Source organism: Streptomyces sp. NPDC087215, assembly GCF_044744885.1.
GTDB lineage: Bacteria > Actinomycetota > Actinomycetes > Streptomycetales > Streptomycetaceae > Streptomyces.
Map to the genome: position 1 here is coordinate 32,951 of NZ_JBIUZD010000002.1, position 18,354 is coordinate 51,304.

General features: G+C 68.6%; 12 protein-coding genes. 3 read left to right on the plus strand and 9 right to left on the minus strand.

The window, feature by feature from the left end; translation table 11 throughout:
* Positions 1-36 precede the first annotated feature (36 nt).
* Positions 37-3,459 carry a DUF499 domain-containing protein gene (locus tag ACIO92_RS04855; RefSeq protein WP_402282230.1) on the plus strand — a complete coding sequence of 1,141 codons (3,423 nt, stop codon included), beginning with the start codon at positions 37-39 and terminating at the stop codon, positions 3,457-3,459.
* A gap of 67 nt (positions 3,460-3,526) precedes the next feature.
* Here ACIO92_RS04855 and ACIO92_RS04860 read toward each other — a convergent pair whose 3' ends face one another.
* The 3 genes from ACIO92_RS04860 to ACIO92_RS04870 form a co-directional block, all read right to left on the minus strand.
* The gene (locus ACIO92_RS04860; protein ID WP_402282232.1) at positions 3,527-4,072 is read right to left on the minus strand and encodes a DUF1643 domain-containing protein; all 546 of its coding nucleotides are present in this window, start codon (positions 4,070-4,072) and stop codon (positions 3,527-3,529) included.
* Positions 4,073-4,232: 160 nt separating this feature from the next.
* Positions 4,233-5,183 (minus strand): NAD-dependent epimerase/dehydratase family protein, encoded by a 951-nt coding sequence (locus tag ACIO92_RS04865; protein WP_402282234.1) that lies wholly within the window; start codon positions 5,181-5,183, stop codon positions 4,233-4,235.
* 20 nt (positions 5,184-5,203) lie between these two features.
* A complete protein-coding gene (locus ACIO92_RS04870; RefSeq protein WP_402282236.1) occupies positions 5,204-6,499 on the minus strand; it encodes a nucleotide sugar dehydrogenase in 1,296 nt (431 codons plus the stop codon).
* A 349-nt stretch (positions 6,500-6,848) separates the two neighbouring features.
* On the opposite strand from ACIO92_RS04870, the gene metG reads away from it, so the two are divergent.
* On the plus strand, positions 6,849-8,573 hold the full coding sequence (metG, locus tag ACIO92_RS04875; protein WP_402282238.1) for a methionine--tRNA ligase: 1,725 nt from the start codon (positions 6,849-6,851) through the stop codon (positions 8,571-8,573).
* A gap of 32 nt (positions 8,574-8,605) precedes the next feature.
* Here the strand turns inward: metG and ACIO92_RS04880 are convergent, their stop codons facing one another.
* The 6 genes from ACIO92_RS04880 to ACIO92_RS04905 all read right to left on the minus strand — a co-directional run bounded on the left by ACIO92_RS04880 (position 8,606) and on the right by ACIO92_RS04905 (position 14,545).
* Positions 8,606-9,244, minus strand: coding sequence for a histidine phosphatase family protein (locus ACIO92_RS04880; RefSeq protein WP_402282239.1), 639 nt, complete (start codon positions 9,242-9,244; stop codon positions 8,606-8,608).
* A 23-nt stretch (positions 9,245-9,267) separates the two neighbouring features.
* On the minus strand, positions 9,268-9,822 hold the full coding sequence (locus tag ACIO92_RS04885) for an FkbM family methyltransferase (protein WP_402282241.1): 555 nt from the start codon (positions 9,820-9,822) through the stop codon (positions 9,268-9,270).
* 5 nt (positions 9,823-9,827) lie between these two features.
* Complete coding sequence (locus ACIO92_RS04890) at positions 9,828-11,249, minus strand: hypothetical protein (RefSeq protein ID WP_402282243.1); 1,422 nt, start codon at positions 11,247-11,249, stop codon at positions 9,828-9,830.
* A gap of 131 nt (positions 11,250-11,380) precedes the next feature.
* Complete coding sequence (locus ACIO92_RS04895) at positions 11,381-12,535, minus strand: glycosyltransferase family protein (RefSeq protein WP_402282245.1); 1,155 nt, start codon at positions 12,533-12,535, stop codon at positions 11,381-11,383.
* Between the two features lie 19 nt (positions 12,536-12,554).
* Complete coding sequence (locus tag ACIO92_RS04900; RefSeq protein ID WP_402282247.1) at positions 12,555-13,871, minus strand: N,N-dimethylformamidase beta subunit family domain-containing protein; 1,317 nt, start codon at positions 13,869-13,871, stop codon at positions 12,555-12,557.
* Entirely contained in the window at positions 13,868-14,545 is a 678-nt protein-coding gene (locus ACIO92_RS04905) for a class I SAM-dependent methyltransferase (RefSeq protein ID WP_402282249.1), read from the minus strand. The genes ACIO92_RS04900 and ACIO92_RS04905 overlap by 4 nt, the downstream gene beginning before the upstream one ends.
* A gap of 270 nt (positions 14,546-14,815) precedes the next feature.
* Between ACIO92_RS04905 and ACIO92_RS04910 the strand changes: the two genes are divergently transcribed.
* Complete coding sequence (locus ACIO92_RS04910; RefSeq protein ID WP_402282251.1) at positions 14,816-18,343, plus strand: NB-ARC domain-containing protein; 3,528 nt, start codon at positions 14,816-14,818, stop codon at positions 18,341-18,343.
* Positions 18,344-18,354 lie beyond the last annotated feature (11 nt).

Here is an 18,354-nt window from a genome sequence, read left to right on the forward strand (position 1 = left end):
ACACCAGAAGTATGAGGACGGGGACGAGGGCAGGCGATGGCAATCAACAATCGGGATCGCGTCGGTCGCGGGTTCGAGTTGTTGGCGCAGGGACTAGAGCCCTTCGTCGACGAGATCATGACGGCCGCCGCGCCTGACGGGGGCGACTGGATCAAGACCCTCGAGGCTCGCGATGCACAGTTGTCCGGAACGAAACCGGTTTACGCGAAGTCTGACCCGGCTGTGCTCCTCAAGGTGATCATCGAGGAGTGGCAGGCCGGGTTCGAGGACAAGCTCTCTCGTGGTGAGCAGTCCATCGCTTCTCTCCTCCGCGACCACCCCAACGAGCGATACAGCCCCGAGGATGCCGCACACGTCCTGGACCTGATCGAGCGGCTACTGACCTCCGTCGGCGACACCCAAGGAGCAGCAGCCGCACGCAAGGAGAAGCGAAACCTCCTGCGGACCATGTACGAGACCGAGACGCGTGAGGCAGTCAAGGAGTCGGCTCGTGCAGCGGTAGGTGTTCCCGGCTTGGTGAGAGGCCAGAGCATTAAGCCCTGGCGCGAGATCATCCGTCCGCACCGTGATGTGGCATCCGGGAACTACGCATCCGCTGAGTTCGCTGCCGACCTAGATGGAGTGAAGCGCAACGAGGGTGCTGAGGAGTACACCCACCCTGTCCGCTTCTTCGAGCGCACCTATCTCACCGAGGGCCTACGCGACCTGCTTACACGGGCAGCGCGCCGGCTCGCCGGTGATTCCAACGCCAGCCCTGTCATCAACCTCCAGACCAACTTCGGTGGCGGCAAGACCCACTCGATGCTGGCGCTGTACCACCTGGCATCCGGAACCCCGCTCGCCGAGTTCCCGCAGGAACTGCACGATCTGATTGCGGACTCGGGCGTTGCCTGGGACTCCGTGGCCGAGGTGAAGCGCGTCACGCTCGTCGGTAATCGGATGCGGCCGGCCAAGGGGGAGACCAAGGACGACGGCACTCACGTCAACACACTCTGGGGTGAGTTGGCCTGGCAGCTCGGGGGCAGGGAGGCATACAACCGGATCGCTGAAGACGACGAAGCGGGCACCAATCCCGGCCGGGCGCTGCAGGAGCTGATCGCCGACTACGGTCCCTGTCTCATCCTCATCGACGAATGGGTCGCTTACGCCCGTGAGCTGTACGGCAAGGATGACCTGCCTGCTGGCACGTTCGACAGCCAGTTCACATTCGCTCAGACTCTGACTGAGTCGGTTAAAGCCGTCCCTGGCGCGCTGCTCGTCGTCTCCATTCCGGCGTCTCACAAGGCTGACGGCAGCGACGGCGACTCCACTGGCGCCAGTGATCTGGAAGTCGGTGGTCTCCATGGCCAGGCGGCCCTCAAGCGGCTTCAGAATGTCGTGCGCCGCGTGGCCGACCCCTGGCAGCCTGCCACCGCTCAAGAGTCCTTCGAGATCGTCCGACGTCGACTTTTCGAAGCGTCTGACGCCGACGGCAAGGCTGAAATCGCTGCTGTGGCAAGGCAGTTCATCGAGTTCTACCGATCAAAGCATGGTGAGTTCCCCCGCGAATGCTCCGAGCCGGCGTATGAGGATCGGATCAAGGCTGCCTACCCGATACACCCCGAGCTCTTCGATCGCCTCTACAAGGACTGGTCGACGCTGGAGCGCTTCCAGCGAACCCGCGGCGTGCTGCGCATGATGAGCACAGTCGTCCACGCACTATGGGAAGCGAACGACCCAGGGCCGCTCATCATGCCCGGCTCTATCCCGCTCCAGGACGCGAAGGTCGTCAGCGAGCTCAACCAGTACCTCGACGACGAGTGGAAGGTCATCATCTCCACCGACGTCGACGGAGAGGGTTCCATCCCTGTCCGGATCGATGAGGAGCGCACAACCTTCGGTCAGCGACGGCTCACCCGCCGCCTCGCCCGAACGGTGTACTTCGGCTCCGCGCCTACACTGCGCAGTGATCACAAGGGCATCGACCGGCAGTATGTGTGGCTGGGTACGGCTGTGCCTGGCGATACGATCGGGAACTTTGGCTCCGCGCTTGACTTGCTCAGCCAGCGCACCACGTTCTTCTACCCTGAAAGCGGGCGCTACTACTACAGCACCCAGGCGTCCATCACTCGCCATGTTCAGGATGCTGCAGAGGCGCTGCGGGACCGACCCGAGGAAGTCTGGGCCGAGATCGCCGACCGACTCAACCGGAACCAGAGGCAGCCCTCGGGAGACTTTGCCCGCGTCCACACTGCCCCGGATGGCACCGCCGAGGTGCCAGATCTGGAAGAGGCCCGGCTGGTTCTGCTACACCCCAAGTTCTTCCACAGCAAGGGGGAGAAGGACACCAAGGCACTGGAGTTCGTCAAGAAGTGCCTCAAGCTGCGTGGCACCGCCACGCGTGTGAACGTTAACCAGCTGGCGTTTCTCGCTCCTGATGATCGGCGCCTCGAGGAACTCGAGGACGCCGCACGCGACTACCTGGCGTGGAAGGACGCGTACGCGCAACGAGGCGAAGCTGGGTTGAACCTCACGGCCCAGCAGGCCGGACTCGCCGAGAGCCGCTGTGCCCAGGCGAACGAAACAGTCAATCTGCGGATCGCGGGTACGTATACCTGGCTGATAGTGCCGAAGCAGCCGCAAGGCGACAAGGAGTACGTGCTCAGCACGATCCGCTGCGAGGGCAGCGAAGACAGGCTCGCCGTACGTGCTTCTAAGGTGCTGGTGAGCGGAGGGCAGTTCACCACGGTGTTCGGCGCCCTCAACATCCGGCTGGATCTGAACTCCCACCTGCGGGCAGTCTGGGAGTCCGGGCACGTCTCGCTTGGTGCACTGTGGAACTACTACCGCAAGCACCCTTACTTGATGCGCCTCCGGGACCGGTCTGTACTTGAGCAGGCTGTGCTGTCCGTACTGTCGGAGGGAATCACCTGGGAAGCCGAGGGCTTCGCGCTCGCTGAGGGATACGACGAAGAGAGCGGCACCTACGTCGGTCTCTCTCTGCCCATGCAGGACTCCTTCGGTCTGCCAACCGACGCCACGCTGCTCGTCAAGCCCGAGCGGGCGATTGAGCAGAGGGAACGGGACCTGGCCGAAGTAGCTCGTAGGGCGGCTGCGCGGGATGTCGCTGCGCAGCCAGCAAGTGGGGCAGCAGCCGAAGCCCCCAACACCGTCGGTGGGGATATCCCCACCGAAATCCATCCGGCCCAAGCGGCTCCGGCTGCCCCAGAGCCCCAGCCGACCCGCAATGTACGGTTCTTCGGCTCGTATCCTGTGGACGCGGAGCGGAGCGGTCGTGACTTCGCGAAGTTCGTGGAGGAGATCCTTCCGCATCTGCGGTCCGCCCCAGGGGCCGAGGTACGCATCCGGCTGGAGATCGAAGCTCACAGTATGGACGGATATCCGGATGACAAGGTCCGTGTCGTAACTGAGAACGCCCGCACGTTGAAGTTCGAACAGTACGGTTTCGAGGACGAGTAGGCCGACCGATGTGGTCGGTGGCCGCCGGTCTGGGACCGGCGGCCACCGAGAGCACGCTCTTGTCAGGTCACCGAGGACCAGCGAGGTGCGGCCCTTGCGGGAGCGAATTCGCTTCATGGCTGGTTAGCACCTTGGCCAGCCGCTCTTCGAAGCAGCTCCCCTCGACGCGTCGCTTCTCGGGGCCAACGAACTGCCGCCACCGCGACGGATGCCTCGGCGTGTCGGCGACCATCCAGACCCGCCGTAAGCCACGGGCGTCCACGTGCGCGTGCACCCACGCGACCTGGTCCTTGAGGGCTCTTCCCACGGTGCCGGTAATACTCCCGGTACCCCAGGCGAACAGGATCTCATCGGCCCCTTCAATCGCCGCTGAGAGCTGCTCACGGGACCTGGCCAGGTCCCGTTCGGTCACTATGATGCCAGCCAGCTGTCTCTGGTCCTTCGATGGGATGTCGATCAGATTGGCCAGTCTCAACTCGCCGCAACCAGTGAGCGGTAGCGCGGCGAGGAGATTGCGGTGCGAGATTGTATCCGCTGCGGGACGCAGGGGTGGGTTGAGTAAGATTGCGCACAATTTCCGCTGATCGAATCCGGAAGTGACCAGGGCGGTCATGGCACCTCTATTGGGGCAGTCCTTGGCCGGGCGAACTGCCGACGCCTGATATTACGATGCCCGGAGGCCGCTTACCTGGCTCGCTGGCTACGGCCCTCGGTTGCATGTGCCTTCGACGGCTGGGCGACTGATGAGAGGTCGCCCCATTCCCGGCAAGAGCTCAGCTCGAAGCCGTGGTGATGGTTGCGTCACGGAACCAGTCCACTGTCGTCGCGATTCCCTGCTGGATCGGCAGTGGTGTCACCGTGGGGAACAGCGCTCGCAGGCGCGCACTGTCCGCCTGTGAGTGAGGGACATCGCCGGCGCGCGGAGCCTTGTATTCCCGGTCGACGGGCTGCCCAGTCGCGGATTCGATCTCCTCGATCAGGTCCAGCAGCGAGGTACGGCTTCCGAAGGCGAGGTTTACCGGGTGGGGGTCCACGACCCTGCGGAGGAGGGCGTCGGTGAGGACGTCGCAGACCGTGTCCACGTAGGTGAAGTCGCGGGTCTGGGTGCCGTCGCCGTGGATGGTCACCGGCCGGCCGGCGAGGGCGGCGCTGATCCACTTCGGGATAACGGCGGCATAGGCGTGGTCGGCGCGCTGGCCGGGGCCGTAGACGTTGAAGAATCGGAAGGGGAGGACCGGCAGGTCGAAGCTGTGGTGGTAGGCGCTCAGGTACGCCTCCGTCGTGAGCTTGGTGACCGCGTACGGGCTCATGGGGGCGGAGGCGAGGTCCTCGTGCTTCGGCAGGTGGGGGTTGGCGCCGTAGACGGAGGACGAGGAGGCGGCGATCACGTGCGGGCCGCCGGCGCGGCGGGCGGCTTCGAGGACCTGGAGGGTGCCGGTCGCGTTGGCATGGTGACTGGCCAGGGGGTCCCGCAGGGAGCGAGGTACGGAGGGGAGTGCGGCCAGGTGGACGACGGCGTCGGCGCCGCGGAACGCCCGGTCGAGGAGAGTGGCGTCCTGGACGTCTCCCTGGAAGAAGTCCACGTCGAGGCCGGCGAGGTTTGCCTTGTCCCCGGTGGAGAGGTTGTCGACGACTCGGAGTCGGGAGACACGGGGCTGCTCGGTCAGGGCGCGGACGAGGTTGCTGCCGATGAATCCGGCGCCGCCGGTGATCACGATCTTCACGGTGGTTCCCTTCAGGGAGATCAGAGAGAGTCGACATGGGCGCCGGTGAGCCGGCGGCGGCAGTCGAGGATGTACGGGGAGTGCGCGCTGATCAGGGGGTAGTCGAAGGCGTCGTGGTCCGCGAGGAGGACGACGGCGTCGGCCATCGCGAGCCGGTCGGTGGTCACGTCCACGCGCTGGAGGCCATCCAGTCGGGCGGCGCGGGGGTGGGCGTCGTCCAGGACGTGAGGGTCGGCGGCCTGGACCTCGGCGCCCATGCGGGTGAGGAGTTCGGCGATTCGGGCCGTCGGCGTCTCACGGGCGTCCCCGGTGTTGGCCTTGTACGCGAGACCGAGCAGCAGGATCCGGGAGCCCTTGAGCGGCTTCCCCCGCTCGTTGAGGCCCGCGACGAGACGCCGCACCACGTAGTCGGGCATGTGGTTGTTGACGTCGTTCGCCAGCTCGACGAAGCGGAAGTTCTGCCCCAGGGTCCGCTCGACCCGCCACGACAGGTACGAGGGGTCGACAGGCAGGCAGTGGCCTCCGACCCCGGGGCCTGGGGTGAAGCGCATGAACCCGAAGGGTTTGGTGGAAGCCGCGTCGATGGCCGCCCAGACGTCGATGCCCAGGTCGTGGGCGAAGATCGCCAGCTCGTTGGCGAGGGCGATGTTGACGTGCCGGAAGGTGTTCTCGAGGAGCTTGGTGAGCTCTGCCTCCTTGCAGCTGGCAACGGGGACGACCGTGTCGACGAGAGACGCGTAGAAGTCGCGGACCGACTCCATGGAGGACGGGGTGATGCCCGAGACGACCTTGGGTGTGTTCTCGAGCCTCCAGGTGGGGTTCCCGGGATCGATGCGCTCCGGGCTGTAGCCGAGGTGGAAGTCACGGCCGGCGGTTAGCCCGGAACCGCGTTCGAGGAGCGGACGGAACACCTCCTCGGTCGTCCCGGGGTACGTGGTCGACTCCAGGACGACGGTCGCTCCGCGCGTGAGGTGGCGGCCGAGCGTCCGTGCCGCGTCCTCGACGTGCGACAGGTCCGGCGTGCCGTCGCGCAGCGGCGTCGGGACGGTGACGACCGCCACGTCGAACCCGACGCAGTCGGCCGGGTCGACGGTCGGCGCATAGACGCCGGCAGCGAGGAGCGGTGCCAGCCGCCTGTCCGAGATGTCCTCGACGTAGGACTCGCCGAGCACGAGACGCTTGATCCGCCCGGCGTCCACGTCGAGGCCGACGACGTGGTGCCCGACCTCGGCGGCTCGAACCGCCAGCGGCAGCCCGACGTATCCCTGCCCCACGACGACCACGTGGAGTCGACGGGGCTCGTGATTCCTGATCATGCGGTCCACCTTGCTGGAGTCGGGGCTGGGGGAGCGGGGACGTACGCGCGGCGCGGGATCCGCGATGGCCGGTGGCCGTAAGATGGGGACCGCCTCGGCCGTACGAGACTCGCTTGGCCGCCTGTCTCGGACGGCCGAGTGCTTTTCGGGCGCGGCAAGGAGAGGCGGGAAAACCCGTAGGCTGGCCCGACCCCCGGTTCGATACGATGACGGCGGCTTGCAGTCCCGTTCCGTCACCGTGAGTGACGTCGACGTGCGATCGGAGTGATCGCGTCGGCTGTGGCCTCCCGACCTGGGCCCGCCGTGGCAGCGCCACCGGCGCCGTACGTACGAAATGGAGCATCCAAGGATGGCTCGACACCTGGTAACCAGCGCGCTTCCCTACATCAACGGGATCAAGCACCTGGGCAACATGGTCGGGTCGATGCTTCCGGCGGACGTGTACTCCCGGTACCTCCGCCAGCGTGGCCACGACGTCCTCTACATCTGCGCCACCGACGAGCACGGCACGCCGGCCGAACTGGCGGCCAAGGAGGCCGGCCTGTCCGTCGCCGAGTTCTGCGCGCAGGCCCATGACGCGCAGAAGGCCGTGTACGACGGTTTCGACCTCGCCTTCGACTACTTCGGGCGCAGCTCCTCGCAGCAGAACGTCGAGATCACCCAGCACTTCGCGCGCAAGCTGAACGAGAACGGCTTCATCGAGGAGCGTGCGATCCGTCAGGTGTACTCGCCGGTCGACGGTCGTTTCCTTCCGGACCGGTACGTCGAGGGCACGTGCCCGCACTGCGGGTACGACAAGGCCCGCGGTGACCAGTGCGAGAACTGCACGCGCGTCCTCGACCCGACCGACCTGATCGACCCGCGCTCGGCGATCAGCGGCTCCACGGACCTGGAGGTCCGCGAGACCAAGCACCTCTTCCTGCTGCAGTCCAAGCTCCAGCCCGAGGTCGAGGAGTGGATCGCCACCGTCAGCGCGGAGTGGCCGCACCTGTCCACGTCCATCGCCCGCAAGTGGCTGACCGAGGGCCTGAACGACCGCGCCATCACCCGCGACCTCGACTGGGGTGTGCCTGTCCCGGCCGACACCTGGCCGGAGCTCGCGGCCGAGGGCAAGGTCTTCTACGTCTGGTTCGACGCCCCGATCGAGTACATCGGCGCGACGAAGGAGTGGGCGGACGCCGCCTTCGACGGTGAGACCCGCGACTGGAAGTCGTGGTGGTACGAGGCCGACGACACCGTCCGGTACACGCAGTTCATGGCGAAGGACAACGTCCCCTTCCACACGGTGATGTTCCCGGCCACCGAGCTCGGCGTGCGCGAGCCTTGGAAGAAGGTCGACGTCGTCAAGGGCTTCAACTGGCTGACGTTCTACGGCGGCAAGTTCTCCACATCCCAGAAGCGCGGAGTCTTCACCGACGCGGCCCTGGAGATCCTGCCCGGCGACTACTGGCGCTATTTCCTGATCGCCAACGCCCCCGAGTCGGACGACTCCTCTTTCACGTGGGAGCACTTCACCGCCACAGTGAACAAGGACCTGGCGGACACCCTCGGCAACTTCGTCAACCGCGTACTGTCGTTCTCCCGCAAGCGGTTCGGCGACGAAGTCCCGGCCGGGCACGCCGCCAGCGAGGCGGAGGCGAAGCTGGGCGAGGAGATCGCACGGCTGCTCGGCGAGTACGAGGAGCAGATGGAGGCCCTCCAGTTCCGCAAGGCCGCCGCCGCCCTGCGTGCGCTGTGGTCCGCGGGTAACTCCTACCTGGAGGAGAAGGCTCCCTGGCTGGAGATCAAGACCGACGCCGACGGCGCCGCGCTGACCCTCCGTACCGCGATGAACCTGATCCACCTGTACGCGGTCGTCTCCGAGCCCTTCATCCCGACCTCGACCGCCGCCATGCGCGGGGCCTTCGCCCTGGAGAACGACACCGCGACCTGGGTCACCGCCGACCAGGCCAGGTCCCTGGACACCGTCCCGACCGGCACCGCTTTCACGGTGCCGCCGGTGCTCTTCGCGAAGATCGCGGAGGAGGACCTGGAGTCCTACCGTGAGCGCTTCGGCGGTGCCCCGGAGGCCTGACAGGCATCCCCGCACCCGTACCGTCCCGACTCTCATCGGGCGGTACGGGCGTTGAGGAGGACCGGCAGGTCCGCGGGCGTGGCGTTCATCAGCCGGATGCGCGGAGTCGGACCGCCGATCTCCACGCACGTGACACCGGCGGACCCGGGCACGTGCTGGAGGTACCGGTCGAAGCCGTTCCCGGTGAGCCACAGCAGCAGGCAGGCGATGCCCCCACCGTGCCCGACGAGGACGGTCGTTCGCCGTCCCTCGGAGCAGACCTTGTCCCAGAGGTCCACGTAGCGGGCCTGCACGTCCTCCGACGACTCGCCGCCCGGCGTGCGGAGCCGGTGTATCGGTACACCGTGGTGAGCGGCCTCGGCGGCGGCGAGCTCCCTGGGCCCTCCCCCGAGGTGACCGCTGTCCTTGGCGGCCAGACGCTCGTCGACGCGGACGTCTGCGGGGGCGAGCGCGGCCGTGAGGAGCTCGGCCGACTCCCGGCAACGGGACATCGGGCTGACGAGCATCCGGTCCACGGCGATCCCGGCCGTCGCGAGGCAGGCGCCGGCCCACTGTATGTCGGCGCGCCCGCGCTTGCTGAGCCGACCGCCGACCGCCCGGCCCTGATGGATGCCCTGGAGGTTCTCCTCCGTCTCGCCGTGCTTGATCAGATAGATGCGCTGGGTGCTCATGGCGTCGTGTTCCCTCATTCCGGTCAGTCCCAGTGGCGGACATCGACGCGCGCGGATACGGCGGCGGCGACCTGGTCGTGCTCGGCCTGGTTCATGGCGGGGAAGCGGTCGTGGTGCCACTCGACGTAGAGGACGGAGACGAGGTCGATCGTGCCGTCGGCGAGCAGCTTCCTGAGCACGGGGTACTCGGCACCCTCGATGTCCATCTTCACGACGACGTGGTCCTCCGGTGTGGCGGTCCGGCGGAGCCACGCGCTGAAGTCCACTGCCGGCACGGCGACGGGCGAGCCGTAGTCGATCTGCTGGTCGTACATGGGCGGGACCCGCTTGCCGGGCATCACGGTGGAGCTCTCGTGGTGACCGAGGAAGAGGTCGATCGTCCCGTCCTCGGTCCACACCGCGATGGGGGAAACCTCAACCAGGCCGGTGTGCCGCGCCTGCTCGACGTTCGCGTGGATGGAGGGAAGCAGGCTCGGGTTGGGCTCGAAGGCGTAGAAGTCGTGGTCCGGGAGCTCGTGCATGAAGCTCTTCAGCACGATTCCGAGGTTGGCGCCGCAGTCGACGAAGATCTTGCGCATGTGAGTCAGTCCTCCAGGTCGGTCTTCGGAACGCTGAGGTCGATCTCCCGTACGACGCGATCGGCGAGCAGGACGAAGTCGCCGGTCTCGGGGAGGTAGCAGCGCTCCTCGTAGCGGATGGTGATGCGGCGGACGGGTTCCTCGCCGCGGTAGGCGGGCAGATCGCCCCACCGGTAGAGCTGGCCCCCAGGGGCTTTGATGCGACGTAGCCACCGGGGCAGGGGGCTCTTTCGGGTACCGGCGTTGAGCCGGGTGAACATGGCGGTCAGGAAGGCGACGTGCTCAGCCGACCGTTCCTCGTCCTTGTGCGTTCGGCCGTAGGTCTGCTTGAGCGCGTGCAGCTGGTCCGGGTCCCCGTCGGCCTGGACGAGGAGATCCCGAAGCTGCCGGTCCCAGACGATTCCGAGGTGTCCGTGGAGGACGGGCTCGTCCGCCAGGAAGTAGCCCTCGACGCGGCCGAACTCACGCTCGTACGGGCACATGTAGTCGTTGTAGAGACCTCGCGTCGCGCCGGAGACGGTCTCCACCTGCCAGTGGATGCGGGCGGTGAAAGGCGAGTCCCACCACCCCAGATGCCAGGGCTGCCACAGCAGGTCGGCGGTGCTGAGCAGGATCACGGTGAGCGCGACCAGCGCGGCGGGCCACCCGAAGGCCGCTTCGTACCCCGCGTCGGGAAGCAGCCCGACGGCCGTCGCGAGCCCGATGTTGGCGGCGATGTTCTCCCAGAAGAAGATGCCGGAGGCGAGGGCGACGGTGAGGTTGAAGAGTGCCGTCGCCACCAGGACCGCGATCAGTAGTCGGCGGTCGAGGAAGGCGACCAGCCCGGCGGCCTCCACGACCATCGTGAGTATGTTGAGGGGGCGGTCCACGATCCTCGCCCGGCGCAGAAGCCGAGACACCTTTCCGGACGGGAGGAAGCGCGCCCAGCCCCAGGAGTACGCCGAGGCCATGAGGTAGTGCGTGCGGTTGTGCCAGGCCCACGACCAGGAGCGCGGCCCCAGACGGGCCTTGCTCCAGACCGGCTTGACGTAGTGCGACAGCGAGACACAGCCGAGTACCAGCACCAGACCCGTCGTGGAGTCGGACGGGGGCGGGGTGAGGACCGCGGTCACGAGGAACCAGGCAAGGTACCCCTTCAGCAGCCTCACCGGCATCATCCCGTGGTGCTGCCAGCCACGCAGCCTGCCGCAGAACACGGCGATCCACGCCAGCAGGGCGGGAGCCCAGAGGCAGGACGCGACGGCGAGGAGCAGGAGGATCAGCTTGTCCCGACGCTGGGGACCGATGGGCAGCGTGACGTCGTAGTCGCTCGTGGCGCCTCGCCAGGTGAGGAGGGCGATCACGAAGACGACGAACCAGCGCAGCTGCTCGGGGAGAGGCGACGGACGGAGGGCCAAGGGGGCGATGACCGCGACGGCCGTACCCATGGCCAGTGGCGTGGGGCGCCGAGCGAGAGCCCGTACCGTGGGGGAGACCCCGAATCGGTAGCAGGCCACTGCGGCGGCCACGATCGCCGCAGTCACCACGTAGGAAGGAACCGGGGGAGTCGGCATGTCGACTACCCCGCGATCGGCGCGGGCATCGGCCGGTCGACGGCCGGCAGGCTCTCCAGGTACGAGGCGATCCGTTCCCGGGGATCGGCTGCGAGGTACAGGTCGCGGTGGCGTACGACGTTGTCGCGGAGCACCGGCCCCCTCGCGAGGAAGTCGAGGACGGCTCGCCGCTCGACGCGCGGGGCCGCAGTTCCCAGCCCGGCCTCGTCGACGACCTTGGCGCACCAGTGCTGGTCATAGGTCGGCAACGGGATGAGGTGGACCGGTTTGCCGAGGACGAGAGCCTCGCTGATCAGGTTGAAGCCCGCATTGGAGAAGATGGCCTCGGAACGGGCCATGTCCGAGATGAACGCCTCGCGGTCGAAGGCGCGTATCTTGATCCGGGTGTCGGCGTACCCACGCAGGGCCCTCAGCTCCGTCGGCTGTGCGTAGATCCGCAGCGTGCGGTCCGGTACGGACTGGCGGAAGACCGAGGCCAGTTCGCGGACGGACTCCTCCGGGCCGTGGTCGAAGTAGCGGGAGAAGTAGGCCGTGGCGAGGGGCTCGGTGGTGGTCGGCGCCGACCTGACGAGGTCGGGGACGACCGGGGAGATGAACTCCACCCTCTGGTCCTCGGCACCCAGCGGGACGTAGGAGCAGACGAAGGACCGGTCCATGCGGGGCGCGAAGTACCGCAGCCGCTGCTCGTCGGCCGTGCGGGCGTACCGGCCGACGGTGGGGAGGTCGAGGTGCCGGTACTTGCTCTGCTGGTCGATGGAGACGAGCGGTCGACCGAAGTGGTAGGCGAGCCGCGGGGTGTTGGGCTCGTAGTCGGTGACGAACACGTCCGGGACGCCGTTGTTCTGGACAGCCCTGCGCAGCCGGAGGTGGCGGAGGAGACCTCCGGGCGCCTGCCGGATGTTCGCGCGTACGGCGTCGCGGGCGTGGATCCGGTCGTCGCGCGCGAGCAGCGTGGGCATCCAGGCGTCCCAGGCGGGGAAGCCGAGGTCCTGGAAGTACTCGACCCTGCCCTGGCCGTTGGTGACGATCCGGACCCGATGCCCGCGGTCGCGGAGGTACTGGGCGATCACACTCTGCCGGACGGTGTGTCCCATACCGATGCCGTTGACACCGATGACGACGTCGAGCGGTTGTACGTTGCCGGTTCCGTTTCCGGGCACGACGATCCCATCCCTTCGGTCAGGAGAGCCGGGTGATGACGTTGCGGGTGACCGTGGCGACCTGGGGATCGGTCGCCAGGAGGCGCGCCCAGTCGGTGGTGGCGGCCGTGAAGACCGTGCCGCCGGCGGTGAAGACACCGAGCGTGGCGGCCCGGGGGCCGGGCATCGGCTCCCGGGCGGCGCAGTTCCACTCCGGGGGGAGCTCGGCTATGCCGAGGATCTCGAAGTCCTTCGGCGTTCCGTCCTGGCCGGTGGGGCGCGGGCGGCCGGCGGCGTCGTACTCGAACGCCGCGCCGTCGCACTCGTAGCCGATCAGCGCTCCGCCGTGTCCCAGGCTGTCTCCGGTCCTGAGCTCTGTGCCGGCGAAGGCCCAGTGGCCGGCGTCGGTGACGACGAAGCCTAGCGAAGCGCGGGTGCCTTCCCAGTGGCCACCGCCGTTGCGGTAGCTCACACCCAGGATGGTGTTCTCCGGCTCCGACTCCCACCAGTGGTCCGGGCACCCGTACGAGCTGTCCGGGTCGGTGTCGGCGGGCGCTCCGGGCGGGAACTTGTCGCAGGACAGCCCCGTTCCGCTCGGGGCGACATCGACACGCCACCAGCAGGTGTTGGCCCCGAAGTTGGCGATGTGGCCACCGGCGTCCCGGAAGGCGGTCACGTGGCGTCGGAGGTCGGTGCTCCAGTACTCGTCGTGACCGGCGGCGACCAGGAGGCGGTATCCGTCGCGCAGGAACAGCCCCTCGTGGAGGTCCAGGTCGGTGCAGTAGTCGGCCTCGATCCGGTTCCGCTCCATCCAGGCGATGAAGGGGGCGTCCCAGTGGGCGAACGTCTGCCGGGGCGATGACGGGTCGTACGCGTCCGGCAGGCCCTTCACGGGCCCGCCGACACCGCCCCCAGGACGGCGCGTCGTGACGTGGGCGGCGCTGTAGAGGCTGCCGCCGCCCGCCGTGTTGTACGCCTGGTAAGTGAACGTCGGGATCTTGTACAGGATCCTGCGGCCGGAGGGCGCGGAGGGGGTGACGACCAGGAGGATGCGCGCCTCCCGGGCATCCAACGGCGGTATGCCGGAGCCGCGCTCCGTGCCCAGCACCGCGATGTAGACACCGGACCGCCACTCCGGGGGTACGAGGAACTCGTACGCGGGCCACTGCCAGTCCGCGTTGAAGTTTCCGGGAGACGCGGCACGGCCGGGCCATTCGACGTGCCCCGCGTGCTGCGGTTCGGCTCCCCAGCGGTAGAAGTCGACGTGGAAGCGGGGCGCGGTGGTGGCGATGTGCAGGCGCACCACCTCGCCGGCTCGGATGCTGGGCCGGGCCGCGTAGCCGTTGACGGTGGTCACGAGCCCTCCTTGGCACGGGCCACGCCGACGAGGTGGAACGGGTCGATCGCCTCGACGCGGGCGTCCCAACCCAGACCGCTCAGCTGGGAGGTGAGCTCGGTGGAGTCTCGGAGCACCTTCACGGCCATGTGGCGGGAGCCGTCAGAGAGGGTGCGATGGACGGTCGGCACGGACGCCGCTCCTGCCCGGTCCTCGATCTCAGCCTTCGCCGGCGAGTCGTCGAGGAACACCACGCGACCGCCGGGCACCAGAGCCCACCTGAGCAGGTTCCAGAACGCTTCCATCTCCACCGGCGGCACGTGGCTGAGCCAGAACGCGAAGAACACCGTGTCGTACTGGCGGTCCGGCTCCCAGCCGAAGACGTCGGCTTCGATGAAGCGGGTCTCGGTTCCTCGCATACGGTCGCGGGCCCGGCGGAGCATCTCCGGCGCCGCGTCCAGCGCGGTCAGGCTGTGGGCCCGGTGAGAGAGCAGCCGGGTCCACTGGCCCGTGCCACAGGCGATCTCCAGGACGTCACCGCCGACCGGCAGCGAGTCCAGGGCCTTCGCGAGCCGCGGCATGTCCATGCGGGTGCCGTAGGTGGCGTCGTACTCGTCGGCTCGCGCCCGGTAGTAGGCGATCTGCCCTCCGGACCAGTCGCCCGGATCGCCCTGTCGTTCTTCCGTTCCGGTCACGCTGTGACCACCCCTCTCGACTGCCCACGGAGCCGTGGTGCTCCGTGCCGAGAAGACTGCCGAGCGGCGCTGGTCAGCGGGCTGTCGTGGTGTCGCACCCGCGGTGCAGCGCCGCCGCTGTCCGGGGCGACGGGTGTGCCTCGCTCGGATCTGGCCGGAATGGTCCGGGTGCTGCATCCGTGCTGAACTCCCGTCGCAGCGAAGGCCCTACGCCGCTGGTCAGGCCGCCCTACCCTGTTACCGTCGTCGGTGTCGGTCGAAGGAGCTCAGGTGGCCACGGTGCAGCGCTGGACCGGACGGGAGGCGCGTGCTCTGCGGCTCGCGACGCGACGGAGCGTGCGTGGCTTCGCGTCCTACCTCGGCGTCAGCGACCGGACGGTGTCCAACTGGGAGGCCCGGGGCGAGGAGATCGTCGTCGCACCGGACTCCCAGGCGTTACTCGACACGGCGTTGGAACGGAGCGACGCGGAGGTGCGGCAGCGCTTCTGGGACTCCGTCGGTGTTCCGACGCCCGAGGCCGCGCCGACACCGGACGACTACCTCCCGATACCCGTTCCGGAGCCCGGCTTGGTGCACAGGTCCGAAGATCTCGAAGGGCTCGTCTCCGTACTCCGGGAGGCGACGCAGGACGACACCGTCGCCACGGTCGCCCTGTGCGGCCCCGGCGGGTTCGGGAAGACGACGCTGGCCACGCAGGTGTGCCACGACCCCCGCGTACGGGACTCCTTCTCGGAGATCCTCTGGGTGGAGACCGGCGAGGGATGTACGGCCGCCAGGGTCGTCGAGCTGATCTCAGACCTGTGCGTCCACCTCGACGGCAACCGTCCGTCCCTCGCGGACCCGGAACAGGCCGGCTTCCACCTCGCCCGTCTGCTCCGGGGACGACGTGCGCTCCTCGTCGTCGACAACGTCTGGTCCGCCACCGACCTCGGCCCCTTCCTGCTTGGCGGCGAGGACTGCGTACGGCTCGTGACCACGAGGAACGTGCGCGTGTGCCCCAGCTCCGCCCGAGTCGTACGCCTGGGGCCCATGGCGCCGGGGGAGATCCGCGAACTGCTCGTCCGTAACGTCGGGGCCCTGGACGACGCCGAGGCCGCACGCCTCGCAGGCGTGTGTGGAGGATGGCCGCTGCTCGCTTCGATCGTCGGCGCGAACGTCTCGCAGGAGGTCGGCTTCGGCGCCCCGGCCGGCCGCGCCGTCACGGAGACGAGCGCGACGATCCGCGCGCACGGTCCCCAGGCGTTCGACGTCTGGGACTCCGACCAGCGTAAGAACGCCATCGGGCAGGCGCTCGAGTCCAGCCTCCGCAGCCTCGCGGAGAGCGTCTCGATCGCCGGTCGCACGGACCTGCGGGACCGGTACCTCTCCCTGGCCGTGTTCCCTCCGTCGGTGCCGATCCCCATGTCGGTGCTCACCCACTGGTGGGGCACCGCGAACGGATGGGCCCCCCACGTGGTCCGCCAGTTCTGCCGGGTGCTGTCCGACCGATCCCTGATCGGCGCCTACCTGGCCGACCGGAACGCCATCGTGCTGCACGACGTGTTCCGGTCCTACCTGCGCCATCTGGTCGGCGAGCAGTGGGCGGCCCTTCACCGGTCCCTGATCGAGGCGTACCGGCAGAGCGCGGAGGGCGCCTGGGAGACCCTCGACGAGGGCGAGGGATACCTGTGGCGTCACCTTCCCTACCACCTGCGTGAGGCCGGCCTCGACGCCGAACTCGTCAGCCTGCTGGCCTCGCCGACGTACGTCATGCGCAAGGTCGCACTCGTCGGGCACCAGTCTCTGACCGCGGACGCCGCCGCACTCGACGCCCTGCCCGGGCGGCACGATGCCGGTCACCCGCAGCACCCGGAGTGGGCGACCGCCCGAGCCCTGACCGGCGCCGGGTATCTGCTGAGCGGGCTGGAGAGCCCGGCAGACATCGCCTCGACTCTCTCGGTCGTGCTGCGGCGTGCGTTCTCTCCCGAGGCCACCCGAACCCTGGAAGGTGCGGCGGGGGAGGGGACGGTGCTCGCCCCGAGGTGGCTGTTGCCCCCGGAGGAAAGCCCCGAGACGACGACGGAGCGCGGTCACATCGGTGCGGTCGTCAGCGTGTCCGCCGTCCGAGACCTCGTGGCGTCGGGTGGCGAGGACGGGGTGGTCAGGCTCTGGAACCTGAACACGGGCCGACTCCTCCGAGCCCACGAGGCCCATACGGGGTGGGTGTTCGCCACCGCCCTCTCCGCGGACGGGACGGTCCTCGCCTCGGCGGGGGACGACGGTGCGATCAGGCTGTGGCGCACGGACACCGGCGAACCCGTCGGGGTGCTGCCCGGGCACAACCGCCGTATCCGCAGCCTCGCCTTCTCCTCGGCCGACGCCGTCCTGGTCTCCGGCGCCGAAGACGGAGCCGTATGCGCATGGGATCTGGAGCGGCTCGTGCTCCTGCGTACGATGCGGGCGGCCGGCACCCCCGTCTGGTCCGTGGCGGTCGGCGGGGACTCCGACTCACTCGTGGCCGTGGCCGGCGAGGATGAGTTCGTCCGACTCTTCGACCTGCGCACCGGCCGCCTCCTGGACGAACGCGCGGCACACCGGGACTGGGTCCGCTCCGTGGCTTTCACCCCGGGTTCGTCCCTCCTGGCCTCCGGGTCCGGTGACCGTTCCGTAGCCGTATGGGACGTGGCCGACGGGAAACTCGCGCTCGTCCGCCAGCTGACCGGTCTCAAGGCGCGCGTGCGCGCCGTCGCCCCGTCCCCGCACGACGACGTCCTCGTCGCCGCCACCGAGGAGCCGAGGATCCAGGCGTTCTCGGCGGAGAACCCGGTAGGCGAGACGCAGCTCCCGCCGGGCGTGGACTGGGTGCGTTCACTTGCCAGAACGGGCGACGGCACCGTGATCGCCGGATGCGAGGACGGCGCCGTCCGCGTCTGGACCGTGGGGAAGAGCAGGCTCAGGACCCTGGCCGGCGGCTCGAACACCGTGTGGTCCACGCAGTTCGCGGCTGGTGGACGTACCGCCGTGGTCGGCGACGGGGCCGGCGGCGTCGACGTCGTCGACACCGCGACCGCGACAGTCGGCCGGAGGCTGCCCGCAGCCCATGGACGCGTCTGGTCCCTGGCCTGCGGCGATGAGCACGTTGCCGCGGCCTGCGGCGACGGGGCGGTCAGGGTCTGGTCTCTGCCGGACACGGCCTGGTCACTCACCCTGAACCAGGACACCCCGCGTACCTGGGCCGTGGCGATGGCCCGTTCGACGCCTCGTATCGCCGCGAGCACGGGCGACGGACACATCCGGTGCTGGGATCTCCCCACCGGGACGCTGTCGTGGAGCCAGGACGTCCACGCCGGTCGGCTGCGGTCGCTCTCCTTCGACGACAGCGGAGACGTCCTGGCCGCCTGCGGTGGCGACGGCTCGGTACGCGTCTGGCACGCCCCCACCGGGGAGTTCAGAAGCCGGTTCAGCAGCCCCAGCGGATGGGCTCGCGCCGTCACCGTGGACGGTCCGGGCAACCGCCTGGCGGTCGGGGCGGGAACTGGGGACATCGCGGTACGGCACCTGGGGACGGACCGGTTCACCTCCCACCTCTCCGGCCACACGGGCCGCATCCTCATGTTGGGCTTCATGAGCGACGAGGACCGCCTCGTGTCGGCTGCGGCGGACGGGACGGTGCGCGTGTGGTCACTCGGCGAACAGCGACAGATCGCCAAGGTCCGGGTGGACGCCTCACTGCACTGCGCGGCCTTCGAGCCGGCGACGGGTGAGGTGCTGGTGGGGAGTGCGGCCGGCGTCGTGGCCCTGGGGATCATGGACAGGTGAGCGAAATGCGA

Excerpts from the sequence above, each read along its gene's own strand:
- ACIO92_RS04870 (WP_402282236.1), bottom strand. The coding sequence starts at position 6,499 with ATGATCAGGAATCACGAGCCCCGTCGACTCCACGTGGTCGTCGTGGGG.
- ACIO92_RS04860 (WP_402282232.1), bottom strand. The coding sequence starts at position 4,072 with ATGACCGCCCTGGTCACTTCCGGATTCGATCAGCGGAAATTGTGCGCA.
- ACIO92_RS04885 (WP_402282241.1), bottom strand. The coding sequence starts at position 9,822 with ATGCGCAAGATCTTCGTCGACTGCGGCGCCAACCTCGGAATCGTGCTG.
- ACIO92_RS04855 (WP_402282230.1), top strand. The coding sequence starts at position 37 with ATGGCAATCAACAATCGGGATCGCGTCGGTCGCGGGTTCGAGTTGTTG.
- ACIO92_RS04890 (WP_402282243.1), bottom strand. The coding sequence starts at position 11,249 with ATGGGTACGGCCGTCGCGGTCATCGCCCCCTTGGCCCTCCGTCCGTCG.
- metG (WP_402282238.1), top strand. The coding sequence starts at position 6,849 with ATGGCTCGACACCTGGTAACCAGCGCGCTTCCCTACATCAACGGGATC.
- ACIO92_RS04880 (WP_402282239.1), bottom strand. The coding sequence starts at position 9,244 with ATGAGCACCCAGCGCATCTATCTGATCAAGCACGGCGAGACGGAGGAG.